This window comes from Amycolatopsis sp. CA-128772 (genome assembly GCF_002904295.1).
Taxonomy (GTDB): domain Bacteria; phylum Actinomycetota; class Actinomycetes; order Mycobacteriales; family Pseudonocardiaceae; genus Amycolatopsis.
The window spans coordinates 32,240-56,635 of sequence record NZ_PPHG01000037.1; the positions used below are offsets into that span (position 1 = coordinate 32,240).

The following is a 24,396-nucleotide window of genomic DNA, read 5'->3' on the forward strand; positions in this document are numbered from 1 at the left end:
CGTTCCGGGGCCGTTCGGCGGAAGCGGCGTGAAGATCGTCACCGCCCCGCGGGAAGCAATGGCAGCACCGGGGCGTTGGACCCGGTTGTGAGCTCACTGCCTGACGTGCCGCTGTCCGTGCTCGACCTGTCCCCCGTCTCGGAGGGGAACACCGTCGGCGAGACGCTGCGCAACACCCTGGACCTCGCCCGCGCCGCGGAACGGCTGGGCTACCGCCGCTACTGGCTGGCCGAGCACCACAACATGCCCGGCATCGCCAGTTCGGCCACCGTCGTGCTGATCGGGCACGTCGCCGACGCCACCGAGCGGATCCGCGTCGGGTCGGGCGGGATCATGCTGCCCAACCACGCGCCGCTGGTCGTCGCCGAGCAGTTCGGCACCCTGGAGGCGTTCCACCCGGGCCGGATCGACCTCGGCATCGGCCGCGCGCCCGGCACCGACCAGCGCACCGCGCTCGCCCTGCGCGGCCCCGGCGGGCTCTCCGCGGAGAACTTCCCGGAGCACCTGCAGGAGCTGATCGGCTACTTCACCCATTCGGAGGCCCGCGGCGTCAACGCCGTGGTGGCCGAGGGCAACCAGCCGCCGGTGTGGCTGCTCGGCTCGAGCGGCTTCAGCGCCCAGCTCGCCGGCCGGCTCGGGCTGCCGTTCTCCTTCGCGCACCACTTCGCCGCCGAGAACACCATCCCGGCCGTGCAGCTGTACCGCGAGAACTTCCGGCCCGGTGTGCTCGACGAGCCCTACGTGATGCTCGGGGTGTCCGTGGTCGCCGCCGAGACCGACGAGCGCGCGCGGTTCCTGGCCGGCCCGAGCGGGCTGACCTTCCTCAGCCTCCGCCGCGGCCGCCCGATCGCGCTGCCGACCCCCGAAGAGGCGGCGGAATACCCGTACACCGAGATGGACCGCGCGTTCCTCGCCGAGCGCTTCGGCTCCAGCATCGTCGGCTCGCCGGAGACTGTCCACAAGGGACTGGAGCAGCTCCTGGCCGACACCGGCGCGGACGAGCTGATGGTCACCACGATGGTCCACGGCCACGCCGACCGCGTCCGCTCCTACGAGCTCCTCGCCGCCCTCCGGTCCTGACCCGGCCCCGGAACGGACGGACCTGCCGTCCGTTCCGGGTTACGCCGAATGCGCACGATGGTGCGGGCCGTTGCGCGCAAGGCCGTCCGGGACGGCGATTTCTTTCCCTCTACTGACAACAAGATCGGGTCCGTTTGTCAGCACCGGACAAGAAATGCGCGGTTACCAGCCCGTGACCCCGTGATCCTGCTCAAGTTCTTGTCTCCCAGCAAGGCCGTCGTTAGCGTACCGACCAGTAGGAAACGGCACGGTGCCCCCGAGACCGTGAATGGCCGGAATTTGTTAACCCATTCGGACCATTTCGCCTTGGTCAACTCGGGTGTATTCGGCGTGCCGCCGAAACCGCTGGAGGCACACGAATGGCCGAACGGACGACGACGGCGTCGTTCCCGGGGGCGGCCGCACTGCGGCAGACCGGACGGCTCTACGGGCTCGGCCTCGACGTCGTCCGGCTGACCTTCCGCCGCCCCTTCCAGGTACGGGAGCTGATCCAGCAGTTCTGGTTCATCGCGAGCGTGTCGATTCTGCCGACGGCGCTGGTCTCGATCCCGTTCGGCGCGGTGATCGCGCTGCACATCGGGTCGCTGACCACGCAGATCGGCGCACAGTCGTTCACCGGCGCGGCGAGCGTGCTCGCGATCATCCAGCAGGCCAGCCCGATCGTCACGGCGCTGCTCATCGCCGGCGCCGGCGGCAGCGCGATGTGCGCCGACCTCGGCTCCCGCACGATCCGCGAAGAGATCGACGCGATGGAGGTGCTCGGCGTTTCGCCGGTCCAGCGGCTCATCGTGCCGCGGGTGCTCGCCGCGATGGGTGTCGCGGTCTTCCTCAACGGCATGGTCAGCGTCGTCGGCGTGCTCGGCGGCTACTTCTTCAACGTGATCATGCAGCACGGCACCCCGGGCGCCTACCTGGCGAGCTTCTCCGCCCTGGCCCAGCTGCCCGACCTGTGGATCAGCGAGATCAAGGCCCTCATCTTCGGCTTCGTCGCCGGGGTGGTCGCCTCCTACCGGGGCCTCAACCCCAAGGGCGGCCCGAAGGGCGTCGGCGACGCGGTCAACCAGTCCGTGGTCATCACGTTCCTGCTGCTCTTCGTGCTGAACCTGATCCTCACCACCGTCTACCTGCAACTCGTGCCGCCCAAGGGGAGCTGAAGTGACGACCACGGAACTCCCGAGAACGGCGCGGGTGCGCGAGGCCGTCGACCGCCGGTTCGGCTTCCTCGACACCCTCGGCGACCAGATCCTCTTCTTCCTCCGGGCGATCGCCTGGACCCCGCGGGCGCTGCGCCGCTACCTGCGCGAAGTCGTGCGCCTGCTGGCCGAGGTCAGCTTCGGCAGCGGCGCGCTGGCCGTCATCGGCGGCACGATCGGCGTGATGGTCGGGATGACCGTGGCCACCGGCACGGTCGTCGGCCTGCAGGGCTACTCCGCGCTGAACCAGGTCGGGACCTCGGCGTTCGCCGGGTTCGTCTCCGCCTACTTCAACACGCGCGAGATCGCGCCGCTGGTCTCCGGCCTCGCCCTGAGCGCCACCGTCGGCTGCGGTTTCACCGCGCAGCTCGGCGCGATGCGGATTTCCGAGGAGATCGACGCCCTCGAAGTCATGGGCATCCCCAGCGTCCCGTACCTGGTGACGACCCGGGTGATCGCCGGTTTCCTCGCCGTCATCCCGCTCTACGCGATCGGGCTGCTGTCGAGCTACCTCGCTTCGCGGGAAGTCACCGTGTTGTTCTTCGGCCAGTCCGCCGGCACCTACGACCACTACTTCCTGCTGTTCCTGCCACCCGGCGACGTGCTGTGGTCGTTCGGGAAGGTCCTGGTGTTCAGCATCGTGGTGGTCCTGGCGCACTGCTACTACGGGTTCCGCGCGAGCGGCGGCCCGGCCGGCGTCGGCGTCGCGGTGGGCCGCGCGGTGCGCACCGCGATCGTCGCGATCAGCGTCCTCGACTTCTTCCTGTCCCTGGCGATCTGGGGCGCGACGACGACCGTGCAGGTGGCCGGATGAGACGCGATACCCGCCGCAAGGCCGGGGTCCGCACCGCGGGCGTGCTGTTCCTCGTGGTGATGGGCGTGCTGGTGACGCTGTCCATCAAGGTGTACGACAAGGACTTCGTCACCACGGTCGGAGTGACGCTCAAGGCGAGCCGCATCGGCAACCAGCTCTCGCCGGGCGGCCAGGTCAAGGCCCGCGGCGTGCTCGTCGGCGAGATCCGCGAGGTCCGGGCGACCCCGCAGGGCGCCGAGATAGCGCTTGCTCTCGAACCGGGCAAGGTGGACATGCTGCCGCGCAACGTCTCCGCGTTGCTCGTGCCGAAGACGCTGTTCGGCGAGCGGTACGTCCAGCTGTCGATCCCGGACGGCGCGCGGGCCGCGCACCTGGTCGCCGGCGACGTCATCGAGCAGGACCATTCGGCCAACGCGGTCGAACTGGAACGCGTCTTCGACAACCTGCTGCCGGTCCTGCAGGCCGTCCAGCCGCAGAAGCTGGCGACGACGCTGACCGCGGTGTCGACGGCCCTGGAGGGCCGCGGCGAGCAGCTCGGCAAGACCATCGGCACCGCCGCGGACTACCTGAAGGACTTCAACCCGGAGCTCCCGCAGCTGACCGCGGACCTGCGCGACCTCGCGACGGTCTCGAACCTCTACGGCGACATCGCGCCCGACCTCCTGGACGCGCTCACCGCCTCCGCGGTCACGCTGAACACGGTCAAGGAGAAGCAGGCCGACCTGGCCGGGGTGTACCAGCAGGTCACCTCGTCGTCCCAGGAGGTCGCCGCGTTCCTGGCCGCCAACCGCGACAACCTCATCTCCCTGGCCGCCGACAGCCGCGCGCCGCTGGAGATCGCGGCGAAGTACTCCCCCAGCTTCGCCTGCACGATCGGTTCGCTCAACGCACTGAGGAAATCCATGGACAAGGTGCTCGGGGCGGGCACCGGCGAACCGGGCATCCACGCCGAGATCGCGGTGACCACCGACAGCGGCAAGTACCGGCCCGGCCGGGACGACCCGCGCTTCACCGACGGCGGCGAGCCGCGCTGCTACCCCTCCGGCGTCGCCCCCACCATCGGCACCGCGGCGGCGGCCCCCGGTACCACCGGGCACCCGCTGCTGACCGGCGGCCAGGGCGACCTCGGCGTCGCTAACTCGCCGCAGGAGCAGCAGCTGCTGGCCACCCTGGTCGCGCCGTCGATCGGGGTGCCGACGGGCCAGGTCCCGGGCTGGAGCAGCGTGCTCGTCGGGCCGCTCTACCGCGGCACGGAGGTGAAGCTCAAGTGAGGAACATCGCCTCCCCGCTGATCAAGAGCCTGATCTTCATCGCCGTCACCGCGCTCGCCACGGCGTTGCTGGCCATCTCCATCACGAACTCCGGCGTCGGTGCGAGCCGCCGCTACACGGCCAAGTTCCTCGACGCGACCTCGCTCAACGTCGGCGACGACGTGCGCATCTCCGGGGTCCGCGTCGGGCAGGTCGAATCCCTGGACATCGGCGACCGCAACCGGGCGGTGGTCGCCTTCTCGCTCGACCAGGGCCGGCGGCTGCCCGCCGACGTCAAGGCGGTCATCAAGTACCGCAACATGGTCGGGCAGCGGTACGTCGCCCTGGAGCGCGGGAACACCGCCACCCGCGAGCAGCTGCCCGAGGGCGCCCAGATCCCGCTGGACCGCACGACCCCCGCGCTGGACCTCACCGACCTGTTCAACGGCTTCAAACCGCTGTTCCAGGCGCTGTCGCCGAACGACGTCAACGAGCTCTCCGGCGAGATCGTCCAGGTGCTGCAGGGCGAAGGCGGCACCGTCGAGAGCCTGCTGCAGCACACCGGTTCGCTGACCACCACCCTCGCCGGGCGCGACAAGGTGATCGGCGAGGTGATCGGGAACCTCAACGAGGTCCTCAAGACCGTCAACGGCAAGGGCGACGCGCTGGCGAACCTCGTCTCGACCCTGCGGCAGCTGGTGTCCGGCCTGGCCGGCGACCGCGCCGCGATCGGCGACGCCATCAGCGGGATCGGCGCGCTGACCGAGTCCACCGCCGGGCTGTTCGAACAGGCCCGGCCGCCGCTGAAGGACAGCATCACCGGGCTGAAGGAAGTGGCGGGCACGCTGGCCCAGAACCAGTCCGATGTGGACAGCTTCCTGACCAACCTGCCGGTCAAGTTCAACGAGATCGGCCGGACCGCCTCCTACGGCTCGTGGATGAACTTCTTCCTCTGCCGCGCCACGCTCGAAACCACGCCTCAGCGCGGCGTGTTCGTCCCCACGCCGAGGTGCGAATCGTGAAGTCCTTCAAGGAACGCAACCCGCTCGCCCTCGGCGTAGCCGGCAGCATCGCGCTCGCCGCGATCCTGACCGTCACCCTCAACTACGACAACCTGCCGATCGTCGGCGGCGGCACCACCTACCAGGCCGAGTTCTCCGAGGCCGCCGGCCTGCAGCAGGACGACGAGGTGCGGATCGCCGGCATCAAGGTCGGCGAGGTCCGCGACGTGCAGCTGGCCGACGACCACGTGCTCGTCTCCTTCCGGGTCAAGAACGCCTGGATCGGCGACCGCACGTCGGCCGAGATCAAGATCAAGACGTTGCTGGGCCGCAAGTTCCTCGCGCTGAACCCCACCGGTGACGGCGTCCAGGACCCCGGCCGGGCCATCCCGCGGGCCCGGACGGTCACCCCCTACGACGTCACCGACGCCTTCAACGGCCTCGTCGACACCGTGGGCGCGATCGACACCAAGCAGCTCGCGGACAGCTTCACCACGCTGTCGGACACCTTCCGCAACTCCCCCGGGCACGTCCGCAGCGCGCTCGACGGCCTGTCCCAGCTGTCCAAGACGGTGTCGAGCCGCGACAGCCAGATCGCCGAACTGCTGGCCAACGCGCGGAAGCTGACCACGACGCTGGCGAACTCGAACGACGACTTCGAGAAGCTCATCGGCGATGGCAACCTGCTGCTCACCGAGCTCAACCGGCGCCGGGACGCGATCCACGACCTGCTCACCGGCTCGGCGCGGCTGGCCGAGCAGCTCAGCGGGCTGGTCCGGGACAACAGCGACCAGCTCAAGCCGGCCCTGCAGGCGCTGAACCAGGTCACCGACCTGCTCAAGCGGCAGAACGACAACCTCACCAAGGGCCTGCAGCTGGCCGGGCCGTACTTCCGGGTGCTCACCAACACGACCGGCAACGGCCGCTGGATCGACGCCTACCTCTGCGGGCTGCTGCCCGAGAACCACGACCCCTGCACCCCGCCGAAGAACCCGGGAGGGTCGAAGTGAGCGCGTTGACCACGACCCGCACCGGCGTCCTGGTGAGCCGGTTCGTCGCCGCCGCCATCCTGCTCGCCCTCGTCGTCTCGGCGGCGATGTGGTGGGTGTTCTCCGGCTCCGGCCAGCACCACGTCACGGCGTTCTTCACCCGCGCGGTCGGCGTCTACCCCGGCTCGGACGTCCGCGTGCTCGGCGTCCGGATCGGCCAGGTCGACAAGGTCACCCCGCGCGGCGAGCAGGTGCAGGTCGACATGAGCGTCGACGGCTCGGTCGGGGTCGCCGAGGACACCACGCTGCTGGTCATCGCGCCCAGCGTCGTCGCCGACCGCTACCTGCAGTTCGCCAAGCCGGCCCGCGGCGGGCCGCGGCTGCCCGACGGCGCGACGATCCCGGTGCAGCGCACGGCCACCCCGGTCGAGCTCGACCAGCTCTACGCCAGCCTGGACACGATCTCCAAGGCCCTCGGCCCGAACGGCGCGAACGCCCAGGGCGCGTTGTCGGACCTGCTGAAGACCGGTGCGCAGAACCTGCAGGGCAACGGCCGCGCGTTCAACGAAAGCGTCCGCAACTTCGCCCAGCTGGCCCGCACGCTGGCCGGCAACTCGACCGACCTGTTCGGCACCGTCGACGAGCTGCAGCAGTTCACCACCATGCTGGCCACCAACGACAGCCAGGTCAGCACCGTGAACCAGCAGCTGGCGCAGATCTCCGGCACGCTGGCCGCCAACAGCGGCGACCTGGCCCGGGCGCTCGACGGCCTCGGCCGCGCGCTCGCCGACGTCCAGGCGTTCATCCGGGACAACCGCGGAGCGCTCAAGGCCAACGTGGACAACCTGGTGACGACCACGCGGACGCTCGTCGAGCAGCGCGACTCGCTCGCGGGCACGATCGACGCCGTCCCGCTCGCCGTGTCCAACGTGCTCAACGCGGTCGACCCGGCGACCGGGGAGCTGCGCGGCCGCGGCAACTTCGACTACTACCTCCAGCCACCCCTGCCGTTGCCGGCCACCGGTGACGTCTACACGAACGGGGGGCAGCGATGAAGCGCCGCTTTCGGGGGGTCCAGGGGGGTCCGCCCCCCGGCCGGGGTCTGGGGCTCGGCCCCAGAAGCCACCGCGTCGCCGCCGCCGTGGCGGTCGGGTGCCTGACGCTCGCGGGCTGCTCGGCGGGTGAGTTCAAGGGCGTCTACGACCTGCCGCTGCCCGGTGGCGCCGACCTCGGCGACCACCCGTACTCGGTGACCGTGCAGTTCGCCGACGTGCTCGACCTGGTGCCGCAGGCCGCGGTGAAGGTCGGCGACGTCCCGGTGGGCCGGGTCCGCGAGGTCCGGCTGGGCGGGGACGGCTGGACGGCCGAGACGGTCGTGGAGGTCAACGGCGACGTCGTGCTGCCCGCCGACGCGGTCGCGCGGCTGCGGCAGTCCAGCCTCCTCGGCGAGAAGTTCGTCGAGCTGGCCCCGCCGGACGGGGACGCGAAACCCGCCGGCACCGGCCGGCTGGCGGACGGCGCCACGATCACGCTGGACCGGACCAACCGCAACCCCGAGTTCGAGGAGATCTTCGGCGCCCTTTCGCTGCTGCTCAACGGCGGCGGGATCGGGCAGCTGCAGACCATCAACCGCGAGCTGTCGAAGGTGATGGACGGCAACGAAGCGCAGATCCGGTCGTTCCTGTCCGGGGTGGACACCCTGATGACCGACCTGGACGCCCACCGCTCCGACATCACCGAGGCGCTCGACGGGCTGAACCGGCTGTCGGCGACGCTCGAGCACCGCCACGAGCAGGTGTCCGGCGCCTTGACCGACCTGACGCCGGGGCTGCAGGCGCTGAGCGACCAGCGCACCCAGCTGGTCTCGATGCTGCAGGCGCTGGACCACCTTTCGACGGTGGCGACCGACGTCGTCGACCGCAGCCGCGACGACATGGTCGCCGACCTGCGGGCGCTCGCCCCGATCCTCGGGCAGCTGGCCGCGGCCGGGCAGAACCTGCCGCAGTCGCTGCAGATGCTGCCGACGTTCCCGTTCCCGGATTCGGTGCTCGGCGCGGTGAAGGGCGACTACATCAACGCCTACGCCTCGATGATCCCGGCACCCGGTGTGCCACTGCCCCCGCCCGGCCAGGGTGTCCCGCCCGGCCTGCCGACGCTCCCGCTGCCGAGCAGCGGGACCCGGGTCTCCGGAGGCAGCTGATGCTGAGCCGCAGAGTACGCGTCCAGGTCGTCCTGTTCGTCGTGATCGCGCTGGCCACGACGGCCTTCGTCGGCGCGAACTACGCCGGGCTGGGCCGGCTGTTCGGCTCCGGCAGCTACACGGTGAAACTGGAGCTCGCCGAAGGCGGCGGCCTGTTCACCAACGGCGAGGTGACCTACCGCGGGGTGGCCGTCGGCCGGGTCGGCGAGCTGCGGCTCACCGTCACCGGCATGGAGGCCGACCTGCTGATCGACGACGGCGCCCCGCCGATCCCGGCCGACTCGCGGGCCGTGGTGGCGAACCGCTCGGCGGTCGGCGAGCAGTACGTCGACCTGCAGCCGCGCACGGCGAACGCGCCCTACCTCGACGGCAGCTCGGTCATCCGCCGCGAGTCGACGACGTTGCCGCTGCCGGTGAACAGCCTGCTGACGGACCTGGACTCGTTCACCGCCTCGGTGCCGACCCAGGACCTGCGCACGGTGGTGAACGAGCTCGACGACGCCCTGCGCGGCGCCGGCCCGGACCTGCAGACGCTGATGGACTCGGCGACGACGTTCACGCAGGAAGCCAGCAACCACCTGCCGCAGACGTCGAAGCTGATCGGCGACGGCGCGACGGTGCTGCGCACCCAGGTCGGTTCGGCCGGGGAGTGGCGTTCGTTCAGCAGCAACGCCCGCGTGTTCGCCCAGCAGCTGGCGAACTCCGACGGCGACCTGCGGCGGCTGATCGCCAGCGCACCGCCGGCGGCGTCCGAGCTGAGCGGGCTGCTGAAGGAGAACGACCCGGGCCTGCCGATCCTGCTGGCCAACCTGCTGACGACGTCCCGGGTGTTCGCCACCCGCACGGCGGCGGAGCGGCAGTTCCTGGTGGACACCCCGAAGGCGGTGGCGGCGGTGGGTTCGGCGCTGAACGACTCGGGCGACGCGCTGCGGATGGGGCTGGTGCTGAACTTCGACGACCCGCCGCCGTGCCTGCAGGGTTACGAGGGCACGCCGCACCGCTCGAGCCGGGACCTGACGCCGTTGCCGTTCGACACCGACGCGAAGTGCACGCTGCCGTACGGGAACGAGAGCTCGGTGCGCGGCACGCAGAACGCGCCGCACCCGGCGGTCCCGGCCCCGGCCCTGCCGGGCGGGCTGACGGGCCCCCTCGGCCTCGGCACCCAGGCGACGGCGACGAGCCTCGAGGAGATGCTGTGGCTGCGGTGAAGGTGGCGTTGACGGCCCTGATCGCGGCGGCGGCCGTGTTCGCGGGCTGGTCGGGCTACGCCTGGTACGCGGCGGCCCACGCATCCGCGGTGACGTACGGAACGGCCCGCGACGAGGCACTGGCGACCGGCCGCACGCTGGTGGCGGAGCTGAACACGCTGGACTACCACGACGTGAACGGCGGTCTGGGCCGCTGGCTGTCGGCCTCGACGGGCCCGTTGCACGACCAGCTGGCCCGCACGGACGAGACGACGAAGAAGACCCTGGCGGCGAACGCGACGGTGGCCACGGGCCGCGTGGTGGACGCGGCCCTGAGCGAGCTGGACGAGCACGCGGGCACGGCGAAGCTGCTGGCCTCGGTGGAGATCACGATGGCGAAGGAAGGAACGGCCCCGGCGGTCAAGCGCAACCGTTTCGCGGCGGCCCTGAGCCGGACGGCGGATGGGTGGAAGCTGAGCGCGCTGGACCAGCTGCCGGTGGGTGCCCGATGAGCCGCACGAAGACACAGGTGGAGCCGACGGCCGGGGCGGGGGCCGAGCCCGGCGCCATCGAACCCCGGGGAGACCGGGCGCCGGGGAAGGCGGTCTCCGCCGAGGACACCACCGCCCCCGCCGGCGAGCCGATCGCCGAGCCCGACCGTGCGGCCACCACCGGCTCCCCCGGGAGCGAAGCGGCCGAGCCCGCAACCGACTCCGACTCGGCCGAAGCCGAGCCCGAAGCCACCGAGCCCGAAGCCGCCGAAACCGAGCCCGAAGCCGGCCAGCCCGAAGCCGCCGGAACCACCCCCCGTCCCGCCTGGCGCCGGCTGCCCGCCCTCCTCCTCGCCGCCACCCTCGTCCTCACCGGGGCCGGCGTCTGGTTCACCCTCGAGGCCCGCTCCGCCGCCGGCACCCCCGCCGCCGCCAACCTCGCGCTCACCGACGTCGCCGCCACCGCCGAGGTCACCTCCGCGGTCAGCCTCGCCGTGAACCGGATCTTCTCCTATTCCTACGACCGGACCGACGTCACCGAGAAGGCGGCCGCCGCCGTGCTGCAGGGGTCCGCCAAGGATTCCTACGACAAGCTCTTCGCCGAGGTGCGGCAGAAGGCTCCGGAACAGAAACTCGTGCTCACATCGCGCGTTTCCGCCAGTGCCGTGCAGGAACTCAAAAATGGTCACGCGCGGTTACTCGTCTTTCTCGATCAATCGGCCGTCCGGGCCGACAACAATGCGACTGACAGCGCCGCGGCGCAGCTTTCCGTGACCGCGGAGCACACCCGTGACGGCTGGGTCATCACCGAGCTCGAACCCCGCTGAAAGAACGCGCACTTCACCGTTTCCGGGAGCACCCGGAACGGACGGGAAAACGCACAAGGAGGACAACCATGTCCGTGGCAACGCAGCTGAGGAGACTGGCCGTGCTCACGTCGGCGGCGGCCGTCGTGCTGACCGGCGTCGCCGTCACGCCGGCCTCGGCCGACGTCATCGAAATCCCGGTGTCGTACAGCGTGAACGGCACCACCACGGTGAAGAAGACCGGCAGCACCATGAAACTCGGCCCCGGCACCCTCCAGGGCAACCTGATCATCGACGACCAGACCGGCTCGGTCGGGCTCAGCGCGAACCTGACGCTGCCGCCGTCGCAGGCCGACATCTCGCTGGTCTCGGGCCTGTTCCGGATCAAGGCCAAGGTCAAGGTGCTCCCGCTCGGCCCGGCCACCGGCACCATCGCCGACGGCACGCTGACCACGCACGCCAAGGCGAACATGGAGATCTCCGACATCTGGGTCGGGCTGATCGTGCCGGTCATCCCCCTGCCCACCGTGCCCAAGGCCTGCCGGACGAAGACCCCGGTCGACCTGAACCTGGTCGCCCCGAACATCGACATCACGTCGCCGACCATCACCATCGGCGCCACGTACACGATCCCGGAGTTCAGCAACTGCTTCATCGCCGACCTCGCGCTCGGCGCGCTGGTTTCCGGGCCGGGCAACACGATTTCGCTCGACCTGACCGCTCCCCAGAGCTGACCCACCGGGTGGCGGGCGATCCCGCCCGCCACCCTCCGGCCCGGGCGATCAGCAGGGCGCGGTGACGTCTTCCTTCAGCACGAAGCTGTCGTTGTCCCCGGCGGAGACGGCGAACACCGGCCCGCACGTGACCGGCTCCGACTCGGTGACGAAGTCCGAGCCCCAGTTGACGATGTCGCCGTTGGCCTTGAAGGCCAGCGTGTGGTTGAACCCGGCGTCGATGCCGACGACGTCGGACAGGGCCGCCGGCGGGACGTCGATCTGGTGGTAGTTGTTCTGGCCCCACGCGTAGACGCGGCCGTCCTTGAGCGCCAGGCTGTAGCCGAACCCGGCGGAGATCGCCGTGACCCCCGAGGACAGCCCGGCCGGCACCGTGACCTGCCCGTAGGCGTTGCTGCCCCAGGCCAGCACCCCGCCGTTCTTGAGGACCAGGTTGTGGTCGCCCCCGGCGGAAATCGCGGTGACGCCGGACTGCGCGAACGCCGGCACGTCGGTGCGCGTGCCCCAGCTCACCACCTGCCCGCCCTGTTTCAGGGCCAGGCTGTGCATGTTGGCCGTCGAAATCGCGATGACGCCGCTGCCCACCGAAGCCGGCAACGTGGTCTGGCCGTACCAGTTGTTGCCCCAGGCGATGACCTTGCCGTTCTTGAGGGCGAGTTCGTGACCCCAGCCGGAGGCGATCTGGCTGACGCCGGACCGCGCGTCGGCGGGGACCACGTTGGCGCCCCAGTTGTTCGCGCCCCACGCGAAGACCGCGCCGCCCTGCAGGGCCAGCACGGTCGTGCTGCCCGCCGACACGGCGGAGACCCCGGACAGCACGTTCGGCGGCGGGACCGTGATGGCGTAGTCCTGCTTCCCCCAGGCGATCACGCCGCCGGTGGTGGCCGCGGACGCCGGTGCTGCGCACAGCGACAGGGCCATCGCCGCCGAGACCGTCAATACGGCTCCCTTCAGCGATACCCGTTCACAACGTGAAGCAAGTGGCACGGTAGCCTCCTTTCTCGCGTTTCGTTATCCCGGATTGCTTCGGCAAGATCGTGAATGGTAGACCGTTCCCGGCACCGTTCGGCCACGCGGTACTTCTTTGTCAAAATCCGATGAAAGCCGCACCGGGCCTGCGCGCGACCGCACAAGAAACCGCGGCCGCCCCGGCCCGGTTGGCTGCCGATGCCACAAACTCTTGTTCCGTACTGAACTCGCGAGTAGCCTCATTCCCGGCAGATGGACCTCCACCTCGCACGTCGGTTAATTCACGTCCCGCCGCTCGGGGCAATGGGGGCGGGCGAACGTGATCGGAGAGCAACGACGGCGAGCAATCGATCAGCCAAAGCCGAGACTGTACTGAATCAAAGGAGATGGGTATGTCCCGACTCAGCAGGCTGTCCGCCGGAATCGCGACCACCGCTACCGCCGTCGGCGCCATCGCGGTGCTGACCGCCGGTACCGCGGCCGCCGCCACGGTCACCTACACCGCCGGTGGCACCACGCCCCTGACCTACACCTGCACCTTCCCCGGCATCACGCCGCAGCCGGTGCTCGTCACCTCGCACCTCGACGCGCCGGACGTCGTCGCCACCAGCAGCGTCACCACGCCGACCAACGTGGGCGGCTCCGCGACGATCAGCGCCGGCGTGCACGCGCTGCTCACCGCGGTCGGGTACGACGGCATCCGCGGCACCGCCACGGTGCCGGTGACGGCGTCGGCGGGGACCCTGTCGCAGCCGGCGGCCACCGGGCTGAACATCCCGCAGACGATCTACCCGGCCGGCGGCCCCATCACGGTCAACATCTCGCAGGTCGCGACCTCGAGCGTGCCGACCTACACCGCGCCGGCGTCGGCGGGCACCGCCACGCTGTCGATGGGCAACACGGTCACCGCGGCCCTGGAGTTCCACAAGAAGGCCACCAACACCTGGACGGCCTGGTCGATGAGCTGCACCCTGAAGGTCACCAACCCGGCCCAGAACGTGGCGTTCAGCCCGAGCATCACGGTCTCCTGACGCCGATTCCCGGTGCGGGTCCCGCGCGAGCGGGCCCGCACCGGGTTTCCCCTTTCTCGCACCACGAACACACCCAGGGATACCGATGCCACGTCGAGTCCGGCCCCGCTCCGTCACGGTGACCGCGCTGGCGGCCGCCGGCCTGCTGTCCGCGGCGAACGGCGCGCTGACCGGGGTCGGCTCGGCCGCTCCCGGCCCCGCGGTCCCGCCGGACACGCAGGCGGCGGCGTCGGTCTCGGTGCACTGCCCGTTCGCCGACCCGCTCGGCCCGCGCGCGCTCACCGTCGAGACGACCGCGACGCTGCCCGCGCAGGCGAAGACCGGGACGTCGGCGACGATCGGCGCCTACGCCGTCAAGCTGACCCTCCCCCGCGACGTCGCGCTCTCGTTCCTGCCCGCCGGCGCCACCACCGGTTCGCTGCGCGGAACGGTGCAGCTCGACCTCGCCGTCCACCAGGACGACCGCTCGGACCACGTCCCGGTCACCCTCGTCGTGGCGCCGGCCCCGCTGCCGGAGACCGGCGACGTCGTCCTGACCGCGACCGGGACCGTGCCGGAGATCGCGATCAACACGATCGGCGCCGTCACCTTCGACGTCACCGCGCCGGTCCTCACGCTCGAAGCCGTCCCGGCCCCCGACGCGCCCGCCGCCACCACCGCGCCGCCGAAGGTCGCGTGCACCCTCGACGACGGCCAGAAGACGACGCTGGGCAAGGTCCTCGTGCTCCCGAAGGTGGTACCGGGCACCAAGGAGAAGCAGCAGGCCGCGACCGGCGACGTGCGGGCCATGGACGACGAGCCGCCCCCCAACGTGTACACCCAGCCGCTCGGGCTGGTCAGCGTGCTCACGAAGTCGACGATCAAGCGGCTGGGCGCGACGGTCGACGCCCACCCGTCCCTGCTGGTCAACGGGTTCATCAACGTGAACATCGACACCGGTGATTCGTGGGTCACCGGCGCGACCGCGTTCAGCCCGGTCACCGCGACCTTCCTCGGCTTCGGGTTCGTGCCGGTGAGCGCGACGGTCGAGTTCCTGCCGGTCGAGTACCAGACCCAGCGGATGATCGACTTCGCCGGCAACCTGTACACCGACCCGGTCACCGAACTCCCGTCCCTGCACGCGGACCTGCGGGTGATGGCCCGGATGAGCCACGCCGAGATCAACGGCGTCCCGCTCGACCTCGGACCCGACTGCGTGACGAAGGACCCGGTCCACCTCGTCCTGGACGGCCCGTACGAAGCGTTCGGCGTCGGTCACGTCAGCACCGAGCCGAACGGCGGCTTCACGCTGCCGGGCTTCCGGGGCTGCACCTCCGGCGGCCAGGACCTGAACCCGCTGCTCGACGGCATGAGCGCGGGCCCGGGCAACCAGGCCTACGTCGACACCTACAACCTGGTCGGCTGCGACACACCCGACCCCGCCGACTGCCCGGACGGCTCCAACCCGCCCGCTCCGGGCTCGCAGAGCGCGGCCGCGAAGAAGGCGGTCGCGAAACCGAGGTAGCACCGGATCGAGGGGGAACCATGAGGATCGGCACAGCGGTCGCGGCGGCCGTGCTCGTCACCGGCGTGACAGCGGGAACGGCGTCCGCGGCACAGGTGACACCGCAGACCGCCACCTTGACCTACACGTGCACGTACCCCGGCGTCTCGCCGCAGGCTTCGACGGTCACCGGCTCGTTCTCCGCCGAGGACACGGTTCCGCCGGGCGCCACGTTCACCATCGCGGACGTGTTCCTGAGCCACGTCATGTCCCCGGCGGTCCGCTCCCTGTTCACGGCCGCCGGCTACGACAGCGTCCAGGGCTCGTTCGCCGCCACGATCACCGCGACGAACGCGACCCCGGCCACGACGATCATTTCGGGCGGCTTCCCCGAGCAGGCGGTCCCCACGACCGGCGGGCTGACCTTTCCCGAGTTCGCGGGCGACCTGACCTTCACCGCCGGCGCGACGGGGTCGATCGGGTTCGCGCTGGGCGTCCAGGTCAACGAAACCCTCCAGTGGCACAAGAAGACGACGGGGACGTGGGTCGCCTGGTCTTCGACGTGCACGCTGAAGGCGACCAGCCCGGCGCAGAACCGGGCGTTCCAGCCGGACATCGCGATCTCCTGACGCTGGAGGCGACGGATGAGATTCGCAACAGCGCTCGCGGCGGCCCTGCTCGTCACGGGCCTGACGGCGGGAACGGCCCACGCGGGCACCGTGACCCTGCAGACCGGCGCGGTGCCCTACCGCTGCAGCTACCCCGGCGTCGGCCTGCAGAATTCGACCTTCGCCGCCTCGTTCACGACCGACGACGTGGTGGCGCCGGGCAGCACCATCACCCTCCGGAACGTGAGCCTGACCCAGGTCGTGCCGGCGCCGCTGCGCGCACTCCTGGCGAGCCTGGGCTACGACGGGGTCCGGGGCGGACTCACCGCCTCGATCACCGCCGCGAACGCGTACCCGGACGCCCCGGTCTCGGGAATCCTGGGCGAGCAGACGTTCCCCGCCAGTGGCCCGATGACGTTCCACGTGGCGGCCGGGGACGTCACCACCGGCGCGGGTCTGGCGGGAACGATCGAATTCGCCCTGAGCGCACAGCTCAGGGAGGACTTGGAGTTCCGCAAGAAGGCGACCGGGACCTGGGTCCCGTGGTCGTCGACGTGCCGGGTGGCGGTGCCCGTCCCGCCCGGCGCGGCGTTCCAGCCGGACATCGCGATCTCCTGACGCAGAAAGGAATCATGCGCCTCTTCCGCAGCTTGGTCCTGACCCTGATCACGACGGCCGCCCTCGCCGGGGCGGCCGCGCCCGCCCACGCGAGCACGGCGTTCCACTCCGGTGCCGTCGGCTACACCTGCCAGTTTCCCGACGGTTCGCCGCAGACGGTAACCCTGGTCGCCGGGTTCACCGGTCCGGACACCGTCGCTCCCGGAGTCGGCTTCGCGCTCTCGGGCGTCTCGGGGACCGTGACCCTGACTCCGGCCGCGCAGACGTGGTTCACCAGCCGCGGGAGCGACGGCTTCGCGGGCGGGCGGGTCGCGGTGTTCACCGAGGCGGCGAACGGCCCCCGGTCGGCCAACCCCGGCGCCGCGACGATCCAGCCGTCGACCTGGGGTGCCGGTCCGGCCGTGGCCTCGTTCAGCGGCGGGCGGTCGTCGCACACCGCCGGCTCCTCGGGCACGATCACGTTCACCGCGGGTCAGCTGGTCCTGCTGCTGTCGCTGCACCGGGCCGACGGCGAGCCCGCGTTCTCCAGCGTGATCTGCCACCCGCAGGACGGCCAGGACACCACGTTCACCCCGGCCCTGCCGATCAGCTGAGCCGCACCGGGGTGCCGCCCCCGGGGCGGCACCCCGGTCAGCTGGACGTCCACTGTGGACGCGAACCACCCGATCGCTGCGACGGCAGCAGGTCGCTGACCGGGTACCGCAGCGGCAGCGGGGCCGCGCCCGCGCGCAGGGCCAGCTCCATCTCGAAGCGGGCCGACGGGTCGCGCAGGCTGTCGCCGAACGTCGCCTGCAGCTGGCGCATGCGGTAGCGGACCGTCTGCGGGTGGACGCCCAGGCGCTCGGCGATCTCCACCACGTTGCCCTGGCTGTCCAGCCACGCCCGCAGCGTCTCCAGCAGCCGCTCCTGCTGCTTGCCCGTCATGTCCGCCAGCGGGGCGAACAGGCGGTGCCGGAGGGTGCCCACCAGGCCGGTGTCGGAGTTCACCAGCAGCGTCGCCAGGTGCTCCTCGGCCCGCAGCACCGGGCGGGGCGCCAGCACGCCGCGTTCGGCCAGCTGGAGCGCGTTGCGGGCCCAGCGCAGGGAATCCGCCACCGACGCGAGCGGGACGCACGGGCCGATCGACAGCCGGCAGTCCGGCAGGGCCACCTGCAGCGCCGCCAGCCGGGCGCCGCTCAGCTCGCCCGGGACGACCAGTTTCGGGTCGGGGGTGTCGAGTTCGGCGAGGACGTCGGCGTCCAGCCCGGCGTGCCGGCGGGCCGGGGCGACGCCGCCGGCCGGGCAGACCGCCACCGGTGTCGCGTCCGACGGCACCGGCCAGCCGATCAGCTGGGCCAGCTCGGCAATCGCTTTCGGGGACGCGGGCGGCGTCTCCAGGATCAGGTGCAGCAGCTTGCGGCGCCAGGTGTCCAGGGCGCCCGCCGTGCGCGCCTTGGCTTCCAGGTAACCGTCGAGGGCGACCGAAGCCAGCTCGTCCATGAACGCCAGCATCGCGTCGGCCAGCTGGGACATCACCGCCGACGAAAGGCCACTGCGCCGCCCGACGCGCATGATCCGCCGCCACGACACCCGCGCGCCGACGCGGTAGGCCGACTGCAGCGTGTCGAGGCTGCGGCCTTCGCGCATTTCGTTCTGCCCCAGCCGGTGGTGCACCTCGTGGGACTGTTCCTTCGACACGGTCGGATCGGCGATCTGCGCGACGAACAACGTGATCGCGTACTCGACGCCGGCCCGGATCGACTTGCCGTAGGGCCCGTCGAGCGGACGGGCGTAAGCCGGGATGGTCGCGCGGATCTCTTCGACGATTTCGGCGGCGAGACTGGCCAGCTCCGGGCGCAATATGTCGGCGAGCTTGCGGGGTAGCGGGGCGGTGGGCGGCGGCGCAGCGTGTTCGAATCCGCGCTCCACCGACATCGCAGCTCCTTCGCTCCGCCCCGGAAAACCGGCCGCGGACGCCCGCGACCGGGCACCCCGCGCCTGTTGCGGGGTGACAACGAGCACATCGAAAAACTAACGCCAAACGTGTCACATCGGTGAAAGAAAACCTATTTCTTGTCACCGCGATGACAAATTTCGCGGGCTTGGCTGCGATCGGCTGACAAGCGTCCCGCCGAGTGCACCGGAGCGTGCGTGCGAACGGGCGAATCGTGCCACGAGCACCCCGCCCTGCGGTTACGCCGCGAGCTTGTATCATGTGCTTGATACAAGCGTCGGGAGGTACGGCATGCCGTGGGACAACGTGCTCGGGGTCGCGCTCGTGATGGGCCTGTTCGGGCTGGCGATCCTGATCGTGCTCTGGCCGGGCGAAAAGCACGGTAAGCGCTTGCTGGAACGCTGGGGCGTGCCCGGTCCCGGCCCCGGCGAGGTCGCGATGGCCGTCCGCTACCTCAAGCGGCGCCGGCTCTGGTACCCGTGGCTCTTCCTCGCCATCCCGCCGCTGCTGGGCGACGAAGGAGCGGGCACGATCGTCGTCACGCTGCTGCTGGGCGGCCTGATCGCGGAGCTGCTGGCGCAGCGCCCGAACCGCGGCCCGCGCCGGGAGGCGGTGCTGGTGCCGCGGACGCTGCCGGGGATCGTCCCGGTGTGGGTGCTGGTCCTCGGCGGCCTGGCGGCGGCGGGGTCGATGGTGCACCTGGGGGTGACGGCCCAGTGGAAGCAGCTGGCGGTGGCGGCGGGCACGGCGGTGGTCTGCGCGGCGATCGCACTGCTCGCGGTGCGCCGCCCGGCGGTCGGTGACCCGCGTGCGGACCTGGCCCTGCGCACCCGCAGCGCCCGGGTGGCGATCGGGCTGGGCATCGGCGCGTGCACGGCGATCGGCTGGCCGGCGGGCGACTTCGTGTCGTTCCTGGTGGTCGTGGCCGGCCTGGCGGCGTTCCTGGCGGTCACGGCCCCGGTGAAACGGCTCCCGGCCGCGGCGTGAAGATCGTCGTCGACACCGAGAACGGGCTGGCCCCCTGGCGGCAGGTGCACGACCAGGTGGTCCACGCGGTCACGACGGGCGCACTGGCCGAGGGAACCCGCCTGCCCCCGATCCGCCAGCTGGCCCGCGACCTGGGCCTGGCCTCGGGCACGGTGGCCCGCGCATACCGCGAACTGGAGGCGGCAGGCTGGGTGGCAACGGCCCGCGCCCGCGGCACGGTGGTGACGATCCCGGTAGGCCGCCCGGACCGCGAGGCGCTCCTGGGCTCGGCCGCGGCCGGTTACGCGGCCCAGGCCCGCGATCTGGGCGCGGGCCTCGGTGCCGCCCTCGCCGCGGTGCGCGCGGCTTGGCCGGAGTGAGCACCGGCAGACCGCGTGTTGCGGCGGGTTTCGCGCCTCAGGCTCCGGCACGGCACGCATCCTGAGCTCGCCGCGGCCGCGGCTTCGGCGGCGAGCGCGGCGGGTTTCCGCCCGGCCCGCGGCAGTTGCGCTAACTCCGCGACCTGCGTGCGCAAGGCACAGCCCGCCCCACGTGCCCGGAACAGCGCCGCCCGCCAGGCAAGCCGCTAACTCCGCGCCCCAGGCTCCCAAGGCACAGCCCGCCCCGCGTGACCGGGAGCAGCCCGGCCCGCCCGCGCAGCCAGCTGCCGCGGAGCTCGCGAGCCCGGCAAGGCCCGCGCAGCCCCAGCCGAACCCCGGCGCAGTCCGCCCGGCCCCGCCCGAACCGCAATCAGCCGAGCAGGCGGCCGATCGCCTCGACCACCGGCTCCAGCACCTCGACCTCGCGCGGCGTCCCCACGCACTCCGTGATCCCCGCGCCGACCACCTCGAACCGCGCCAGCGCGTCGAGCTCCGCCACCAGCCGCGAAATCGTCCAGCCGTCCGGCTCCGGGTAATTGAGCCCCGGGAACTCCGCCGGATCCAGCACGTCCAGGTCCACGTGCACGTACAGCTTCTCCACCCCGGCCGGCGCGGCCGCGGACGTCACCGCCAGCCCACGGGCCACCGCCGCCCGCTCCTCCGGGTCGAACACGCGGGTTCCGGCCAGGGCCACCCGGCCGGGCTCCAGCGCCGGAGCCGCCGCGAACTCCGGGTCGCCCTCGCCGAACAGGGACCGCAGGACCATCCCGTGGAACGCGCCCGACGGGGACGTCTCGGCCGTGTTCAGGTCCGGGTGGGCGTCGAACCACGTCACGCCCAGGCCGGGTCCGTGCCGGAACCGCGCCACGCCGATCGGGATCAGCTCGACGCCGCAGTCGCCGCCGATCGTCAGGACCGGGCCGCCCGGGGCCTCCAGGGCCGCCAGCTGGGCCGCGCGGTTCGGGCCGGTCAGCACGGCCCGCGACGCGATCCCGCCGTCCACTTCGGACACCGCGCGCGTCTGCGGGACGTGGTGGACGGGCCGGCCGAGCACGTGCCCGGCCAGCTCCGCCAGCGCCAGACAGCCGTCCGGCAGCTCCGCCGCGCGCGGTCCCACCGCGCCCTGCCGCTGCGGTACCGCGTTGATCAGCATCCGCCGATGCTAGCGCGGAAGCCGCCGCCGTGAAGGCGTCACTCGAGGACCAGCAGGAGGTCACCGCCCTCGACCTGCTGCACGTTCGTGATCGCCAGCCGGCCGACCTTGCCGCCGGCCGACGCCGTGATCGAGGCCTCCATCTTCATCGCCTCGATCGTGGCGACCGTCGCGCCGGCTTCGACCGTGGCGCCCTCGGCCACCTGCAGCGTCACCACGCCCGCGAACGGCGCCGCGATCTGCTTCGGGTTGCCCTTTTCGGCCTTTTCCGTCGCCGGGATGTCCGAAGCGATCGAACGGTCGCGGATCTGGATCGGCCGCAGCTGGCCGTTCAGCGTCGACATCACCGTGCGCACGCCGCGCTCGTCGGCCTCGCCGATGGCCTCCAGCTCGATGAGCAGCCGCACGCCCGGCTCGAGGTCGACCGGGTACTCCTCCCCCGGCCGCAGCCCGTAGAAGAAGTCCTTGCTGGGCAGCACCGACGTGTCGCCGTATGCCTCGCGGTGCGCCTCGAACTCCTTCGTCGGGCCGGGGAACAGCAGCCGGTTGAGCGTCCGGCGCGGCTCCGAAGCGAGCGCCGCGCGGTCCTCTTCGGACAGTTCGACGACCGGCTTGGCCGCCGCGCGGCCCTCCAGGGCCTTGGTGCGGAACGGCTCCGGCCAGCCACCCGGCGGGTCGCCGAGCTCGCCGCGCAGGAAGCCGATCACCGAGTCGGGGATGTCGAACTTGTTCGGCTCCGCCTCGAAGTCGGCCGGCGAGACACCCGCGCCGACCAGGTGTAGCGCGAGGTCGCCGACGACCTTGGACGACGGCGTCACCTTCACCAGGTGCCCGAGGATCTTGTCCGCGGCCGCGTACATCGCCTCGATGTCCTCGAACCGGTCGCCCAGGCCCAGCGCGATGGCCTGCGTGCGCAGGTTCGACAGCTGCCCGCCGGGGATCTCGTGGTCGTAGACGCGCCCGGTGGGCGACGCCAGCCCGGCCTCGAAGGGCGCGTAGATCTTGCGCACGCTCTCCCAGTACGGCTCCAGCTCGCCGATCGCCCGCAGGTCCAGCCCGGTCGTGCGGGCCGAGTGGTCGGTGGCCGCCACGATCGAGGACAGCGACGGCTGCGACGTCGTGCCCGCCATCGACGACACCGCGCCGTCGACGGCGTCCGCACCCGCGTTGATCGCCGCGAGGTAGGTGGCCAGCTGGCCACCCGCGGTGTCGTGGGTGTGGATGTGCACCGGCAGGTCGAACTCCTTGCGCAGCGCGGTGACCAGCTTGGTCGCCGCCGGCGCGCGCAGCAGCCCGGCCATGTCCTTGATCGCCAGGACGTGCGCCCCGGCGCCGACGATCTGCTCGGCCAGCTTGAGGTAGTAGTCGAGCGTGTAGAGCTTCTCGCCCGGGTCGGACAGGTCCGAGGTGTAGCAGAGCGCCACCTCGGCGACGGCGGTCCCGGTCTCGCGCACGGCCTCGATGGCCGGGCGCATCTGCTCGACGTCGTTGAGCGCGTCGAAGATCCGGAAGATGTCGATGCCGGTCTTCGTGGCCTCCTCGACGAAGGCGTTCGTCACCTCGGTCGGGTACGGCGTGTACCCGACGGTGTTGCGCCCGCGCAGCAGCATCTGCAGGCAGATGTTCGGCACGGCTTCGCGCAGCGCGGCCAGCCGCTCCCACGGGTCCTCGGCGAGGAACCGCAGCGCCACGTCGTAGGTCGCGCCGCCCCAGCATTCCAGCGACAGCAGTTCGGGGAGCGTGTTCGCGACCACCGGCGCCACCGCGAGGAGGTCCTTGGTGCGGACGCGGGTGGCGAGCAGCGACTGGTGCGCGTCCCGGAAGGTCGTGTCGGTGACGCCGATGTGCGGCGACTCCCGCAGCCAGCGCGCGAACCCGGCCGGGCCCAGCTCGATGAGCTTCTGCTTCGACCCGGGCGCCGGCTCGGCGTCCTTCGGGAGCTTCGGCAGCTTGAGCGTGGCGTCCGGGGTCTTCGGGCGTTCGCCGTTGGGCTTGTTGACCGTCTGGTCGGCGAGGTAGGTCAGCAGCCGCGTGCCGCGGTCGGCGGACTGCCGCGCGGTGAGCAGCTGCGGCCGCTCTTCGATGAACGACGTCGTGACGCGCCCGGCGCGGAAGTCCGGGTCGTCGAGGACGGCCTGCAGGAACGGGATGTTCGTCGCGACCCCGCGGATCCGGAACTCGGCGACGGCGCGGCGCGCGCGGCCGACGGCGGTGTTGAAGTCGCGGCCGCGGCAGGTGAGCTTGACCAGCAGCGAGTCGAAGTGCGCGCTGATCTCGGTGCCGGAGAAGGCGGTGCCGCCGTCGAGCCGGATGCCCGAGCCGCCCGGCGAGCGGTAGGCGGAGATCATCCCGGTGTCCGGGCGGAAGCCGTTGGCCGGGTCCTCGGTGGTGATGCGGCACTGCAGCGCGGCGCCGCGCAGGTAGATCTTGTCCTGGCTCAGGCCGAGGTCGTCGAGGGTTTCGCCGGAGGCGATCCGCAGCTGGGACTGCACGAGGTCGACGTCGGTGACCTCTTCGGTGACCGTGTGCTCGACCTGGATGCGCGGGTTCATCTCGATGAAGACGTGCTTGCCCTGCTTGTCGAGCAGGAACTCGACGGTGCCGGCGTTGCGGTAGCCGATCTGCCGGGCGAACTTGACCGCGTCCGCGCAGATGCGGTCGCGCAGCTCGGGGTCGAGGTTCGGCGCCGGGGCCAGCTCGACGACCTTCTGGTGGCGCCGCTGCACCGAGCAGTCGCGCTCGTAGAGGTGGATGACGTTGCCGGCCCCGTCGGCGAGGATCTGCACCTCGATGTGCCGCGGCTCGACGACGGCCTTCTCCAGGAAGACGGTCGGGTCGCCGAAGGCGGATTCGGCCTCGCGCGCGGCGGCCTCGATGGACTCGCGCAGCAGGGCGGGGTCCTCGACGCGGCGCATGCCGCGCCCGCCGCCACCGGCGACGGCCTTCACGAAGACCGGGAAGCCGAGCTCCCCGGCCGCCGCGACCAGCGCGTCGACGTCGCTGGACGGCTCGGACGACCCGAGCACCGGCACGCCGGCCTCGCGCGCGGCCTTGACCGCGCGGGCCTTGTTACCGGTGAGTTCGAGGATGTCGGCGCTCGGCCCGACGAAGGTGATCCCCGCTTCTTCGCACGCGCGCGCGAGATCGGGGTTCTCCGAGAGGAAGCCGTAGCCGGGGTAGACGGCGTCGGCCCCCGCCTTCTTCGCCGCGGCGACGATCTCGTCGACCGAGAGGTAGGCGCGCACGGGGTGACCGGGTTCGCCGATCTCGTACGCCTCGTCGGCCTTCAGCCGGTGCAGGGAGTTGCGGTCTTCGTGCGGAAACACGGCGACCGTCCCCGCGCCGAGTTCGTAGCCGGCGCGGAACGCCCGGATCGCGATCTCCCCGCGGTTGGCCACCAGAACCTTGCGGAACATGCCCGGTCCTTCCCTCTTGGATCGGTAAGTCAACGCACGTTACCCGGTTCTTCCCGCACTGCGGGAGTTCAGTCCCGGGTGATGGACATCATGC

General features: G+C 71.5%; 23 protein-coding genes. 19 read left to right on the forward strand and 4 right to left on the reverse strand.

The annotated features are described in order from the left end of the window. Nucleotides 1-87 precede the first annotated feature (87 nt). The 12 genes from C2L59_RS15755 (at nt 88) to C2L59_RS15810 (ending at nt 11,745) form a co-directional block, all read left to right on the forward strand. Nucleotides 88-1,080, forward strand: a complete 993-nt coding sequence (locus tag C2L59_RS15755; protein ID WP_199199095.1) for an LLM class flavin-dependent oxidoreductase — start codon at nt 88-90, stop codon at nt 1,078-1,080. Nucleotides 1,081-1,439: 359 nt separating this feature from the next. Further along, nucleotides 1,440-2,234, forward strand: coding sequence for an ABC transporter permease (locus C2L59_RS15760; RefSeq protein ID WP_103350257.1), 795 nt, complete (start codon nt 1,440-1,442; stop codon nt 2,232-2,234). 1 nt (nt 2,235) lies between these two features. Beyond that, on the forward strand, nt 2,236-3,087 hold the full coding sequence (locus C2L59_RS15765) for an ABC transporter permease (protein WP_103350258.1): 852 nt from the start codon (nt 2,236-2,238) through the stop codon (nt 3,085-3,087). Continuing rightward, a complete protein-coding gene (locus tag C2L59_RS15770) occupies nt 3,084-4,358 on the forward strand; it encodes an MCE family protein (protein ID WP_103350259.1) in 1,275 nt (424 codons plus the stop codon). Before C2L59_RS15765 ends, C2L59_RS15770 begins: the two co-directional genes overlap by 4 nt. After that, nucleotides 4,355-5,359 carry an MCE family protein gene (locus C2L59_RS15775; RefSeq protein ID WP_103350260.1) on the forward strand — a complete coding sequence of 335 codons (1,005 nt, stop codon included), beginning with the start codon at nt 4,355-4,357 and terminating at the stop codon, nt 5,357-5,359. The genes C2L59_RS15770 and C2L59_RS15775 overlap by 4 nt, the downstream gene beginning before the upstream one ends. Further along, on the forward strand, nt 5,356-6,348 hold the full coding sequence (locus tag C2L59_RS15780) for an MCE family protein (RefSeq protein WP_103350261.1): 993 nt from the start codon (nt 5,356-5,358) through the stop codon (nt 6,346-6,348). Before C2L59_RS15775 ends, C2L59_RS15780 begins: the two co-directional genes overlap by 4 nt. Continuing rightward, nucleotides 6,345-7,382 (forward strand): MCE family protein, encoded by a 1,038-nt coding sequence (locus C2L59_RS15785; protein WP_103350262.1) that lies wholly within the window; start codon nt 6,345-6,347, stop codon nt 7,380-7,382. Before C2L59_RS15780 ends, C2L59_RS15785 begins: the two co-directional genes overlap by 4 nt. An 86-nt stretch (nt 7,383-7,468) precedes the next feature. Continuing rightward, nucleotides 7,469-8,527: an MCE family protein gene (locus C2L59_RS15790; RefSeq protein ID WP_199199096.1), complete on the forward strand. Its 1,059-nt coding sequence runs from the start codon at nt 7,469-7,471 to the stop codon at nt 8,525-8,527. Next, nucleotides 8,527-9,735 (forward strand): MCE family protein, encoded by a 1,209-nt coding sequence (locus C2L59_RS15795; RefSeq protein WP_103350263.1) that lies wholly within the window; start codon nt 8,527-8,529, stop codon nt 9,733-9,735. Before C2L59_RS15790 ends, C2L59_RS15795 begins: the two co-directional genes overlap by 1 nt. Continuing rightward, nucleotides 9,723-10,226 carry a hypothetical protein gene (locus C2L59_RS15800; protein WP_103350264.1) on the forward strand — a complete coding sequence of 168 codons (504 nt, stop codon included), beginning with the start codon at nt 9,723-9,725 and terminating at the stop codon, nt 10,224-10,226. The genes C2L59_RS15795 and C2L59_RS15800 overlap by 13 nt, the downstream gene beginning before the upstream one ends. Next, nucleotides 10,223-11,032 (forward strand): hypothetical protein, encoded by an 810-nt coding sequence (locus C2L59_RS15805; protein ID WP_199199097.1) that lies wholly within the window; start codon nt 10,223-10,225, stop codon nt 11,030-11,032. The genes C2L59_RS15800 and C2L59_RS15805 overlap by 4 nt, the downstream gene beginning before the upstream one ends. 68 nt (nt 11,033-11,100) lie before the next feature. After that, nucleotides 11,101-11,745, forward strand: coding sequence for a hypothetical protein (locus C2L59_RS15810; protein ID WP_103350265.1), 645 nt, complete (start codon nt 11,101-11,103; stop codon nt 11,743-11,745). Nucleotides 11,746-11,793: 48 nt separating this feature from the next. Here the strand turns inward: C2L59_RS15810 and C2L59_RS15815 are convergent, their stop codons facing one another. Beyond that, a complete protein-coding gene (locus C2L59_RS15815; RefSeq protein ID WP_103350266.1) occupies nt 11,794-12,684 on the reverse strand; it encodes a hypothetical protein in 891 nt (296 codons plus the stop codon). Nucleotides 12,685-13,106: 422 nt separating this feature from the next. Between C2L59_RS15815 and C2L59_RS15820 the strand changes: the two genes are divergently transcribed. From C2L59_RS15820 to C2L59_RS15840, 5 genes are all read left to right on the forward strand, one after another. After that, nucleotides 13,107-13,745, forward strand: coding sequence for a DUF6801 domain-containing protein (locus C2L59_RS15820; RefSeq protein WP_103350267.1), 639 nt, complete (start codon nt 13,107-13,109; stop codon nt 13,743-13,745). An 85-nt stretch (nt 13,746-13,830) separates the two neighbouring features. Then, on the forward strand, nt 13,831-15,249 hold the full coding sequence (locus tag C2L59_RS15825) for a DUF6801 domain-containing protein (protein WP_233223515.1): 1,419 nt from the start codon (nt 13,831-13,833) through the stop codon (nt 15,247-15,249). A 20-nt stretch (nt 15,250-15,269) separates the two neighbouring features. Continuing rightward, a complete protein-coding gene (locus C2L59_RS15830) occupies nt 15,270-15,857 on the forward strand; it encodes a DUF6801 domain-containing protein (RefSeq protein WP_103350269.1) in 588 nt (195 codons plus the stop codon). Between the two features lie 15 nt (nt 15,858-15,872). Continuing rightward, nucleotides 15,873-16,454: a DUF6801 domain-containing protein gene (locus C2L59_RS15835; RefSeq protein ID WP_103350270.1), complete on the forward strand. Its 582-nt coding sequence runs from the start codon at nt 15,873-15,875 to the stop codon at nt 16,452-16,454. 14 nt (nt 16,455-16,468) lie between these two features. Further along, entirely contained in the window at nt 16,469-17,047 is a 579-nt protein-coding gene (locus C2L59_RS15840) for a DUF6801 domain-containing protein (RefSeq protein WP_103350271.1), read from the forward strand. Nucleotides 17,048-17,084: 37 nt separating this feature from the next. Here the strand turns inward: C2L59_RS15840 and C2L59_RS15845 are convergent, their stop codons facing one another. Next, nucleotides 17,085-18,368, reverse strand: coding sequence for a CdaR family transcriptional regulator (locus C2L59_RS15845; protein WP_103350272.1), 1,284 nt, complete (start codon nt 18,366-18,368; stop codon nt 17,085-17,087). A gap of 310 nt (nt 18,369-18,678) precedes the next feature. Between C2L59_RS15845 and C2L59_RS15850 the strand changes: the two genes are divergently transcribed. Further along, the gene (locus C2L59_RS15850; RefSeq protein WP_103350273.1) at nt 18,679-19,374 is read left to right on the forward strand and encodes a hypothetical protein; all 696 of its coding nucleotides are present in this window, start codon (nt 18,679-18,681) and stop codon (nt 19,372-19,374) included. Next, nucleotides 19,371-19,733: a GntR family transcriptional regulator gene (locus C2L59_RS15855; RefSeq protein ID WP_103350274.1), complete on the forward strand. Its 363-nt coding sequence runs from the start codon at nt 19,371-19,373 to the stop codon at nt 19,731-19,733. Before C2L59_RS15850 ends, C2L59_RS15855 begins: the two co-directional genes overlap by 4 nt. 370 nt (nt 19,734-20,103) lie before the next feature. On the opposite strand, the gene C2L59_RS15860 is transcribed toward C2L59_RS15855, so the two are convergent. Further along, on the reverse strand, nt 20,104-20,886 hold the full coding sequence (locus C2L59_RS15860) for an arginase family protein (protein ID WP_103350275.1): 783 nt from the start codon (nt 20,884-20,886) through the stop codon (nt 20,104-20,106). A 38-nt stretch (nt 20,887-20,924) separates the two neighbouring features. Next, on the reverse strand, nt 20,925-24,302 hold the full coding sequence (locus C2L59_RS15865) for a pyruvate carboxylase (protein WP_103350276.1): 3,378 nt from the start codon (nt 24,300-24,302) through the stop codon (nt 20,925-20,927). Nucleotides 24,303-24,396: the final 94 nt, after the last annotated feature.

Excerpts from the sequence above, each read along its gene's own strand:
- C2L59_RS15760 (WP_103350257.1), top strand. The coding sequence starts at position 1,440 with ATGGCCGAACGGACGACGACGGCGTCGTTCCCGGGGGCGGCCGCACTG.
- C2L59_RS15770 (WP_103350259.1), top strand. The coding sequence starts at position 3,084 with ATGAGACGCGATACCCGCCGCAAGGCCGGGGTCCGCACCGCGGGCGTG.
- C2L59_RS15795 (WP_103350263.1), top strand. The coding sequence starts at position 8,527 with ATGCTGAGCCGCAGAGTACGCGTCCAGGTCGTCCTGTTCGTCGTGATC.
- C2L59_RS15805 (WP_199199097.1), top strand. The coding sequence starts at position 10,223 with ATGAGCCGCACGAAGACACAGGTGGAGCCGACGGCCGGGGCGGGGGCC.
- C2L59_RS15810 (WP_103350265.1), top strand. The coding sequence starts at position 11,101 with ATGTCCGTGGCAACGCAGCTGAGGAGACTGGCCGTGCTCACGTCGGCG.
- C2L59_RS15820 (WP_103350267.1), top strand. The coding sequence starts at position 13,107 with ATGTCCCGACTCAGCAGGCTGTCCGCCGGAATCGCGACCACCGCTACC.
- C2L59_RS15825 (WP_233223515.1), top strand. The coding sequence starts at position 13,831 with ATGCCACGTCGAGTCCGGCCCCGCTCCGTCACGGTGACCGCGCTGGCG.
- C2L59_RS15830 (WP_103350269.1), top strand. The coding sequence starts at position 15,270 with ATGAGGATCGGCACAGCGGTCGCGGCGGCCGTGCTCGTCACCGGCGTG.
- C2L59_RS15835 (WP_103350270.1), top strand. The coding sequence starts at position 15,873 with ATGAGATTCGCAACAGCGCTCGCGGCGGCCCTGCTCGTCACGGGCCTG.
- C2L59_RS15840 (WP_103350271.1), top strand. The coding sequence starts at position 16,469 with ATGCGCCTCTTCCGCAGCTTGGTCCTGACCCTGATCACGACGGCCGCC.
- C2L59_RS15845 (WP_103350272.1), bottom strand. The coding sequence starts at position 18,368 with ATGTCGGTGGAGCGCGGATTCGAACACGCTGCGCCGCCGCCCACCGCC.
- C2L59_RS15850 (WP_103350273.1), top strand. The coding sequence starts at position 18,679 with ATGCCGTGGGACAACGTGCTCGGGGTCGCGCTCGTGATGGGCCTGTTC.
- C2L59_RS15860 (WP_103350275.1), bottom strand. The coding sequence starts at position 20,886 with ATGCTGATCAACGCGGTACCGCAGCGGCAGGGCGCGGTGGGACCGCGC.
- C2L59_RS15865 (WP_103350276.1), bottom strand. The coding sequence starts at position 24,302 with ATGTTCCGCAAGGTTCTGGTGGCCAACCGCGGGGAGATCGCGATCCGG.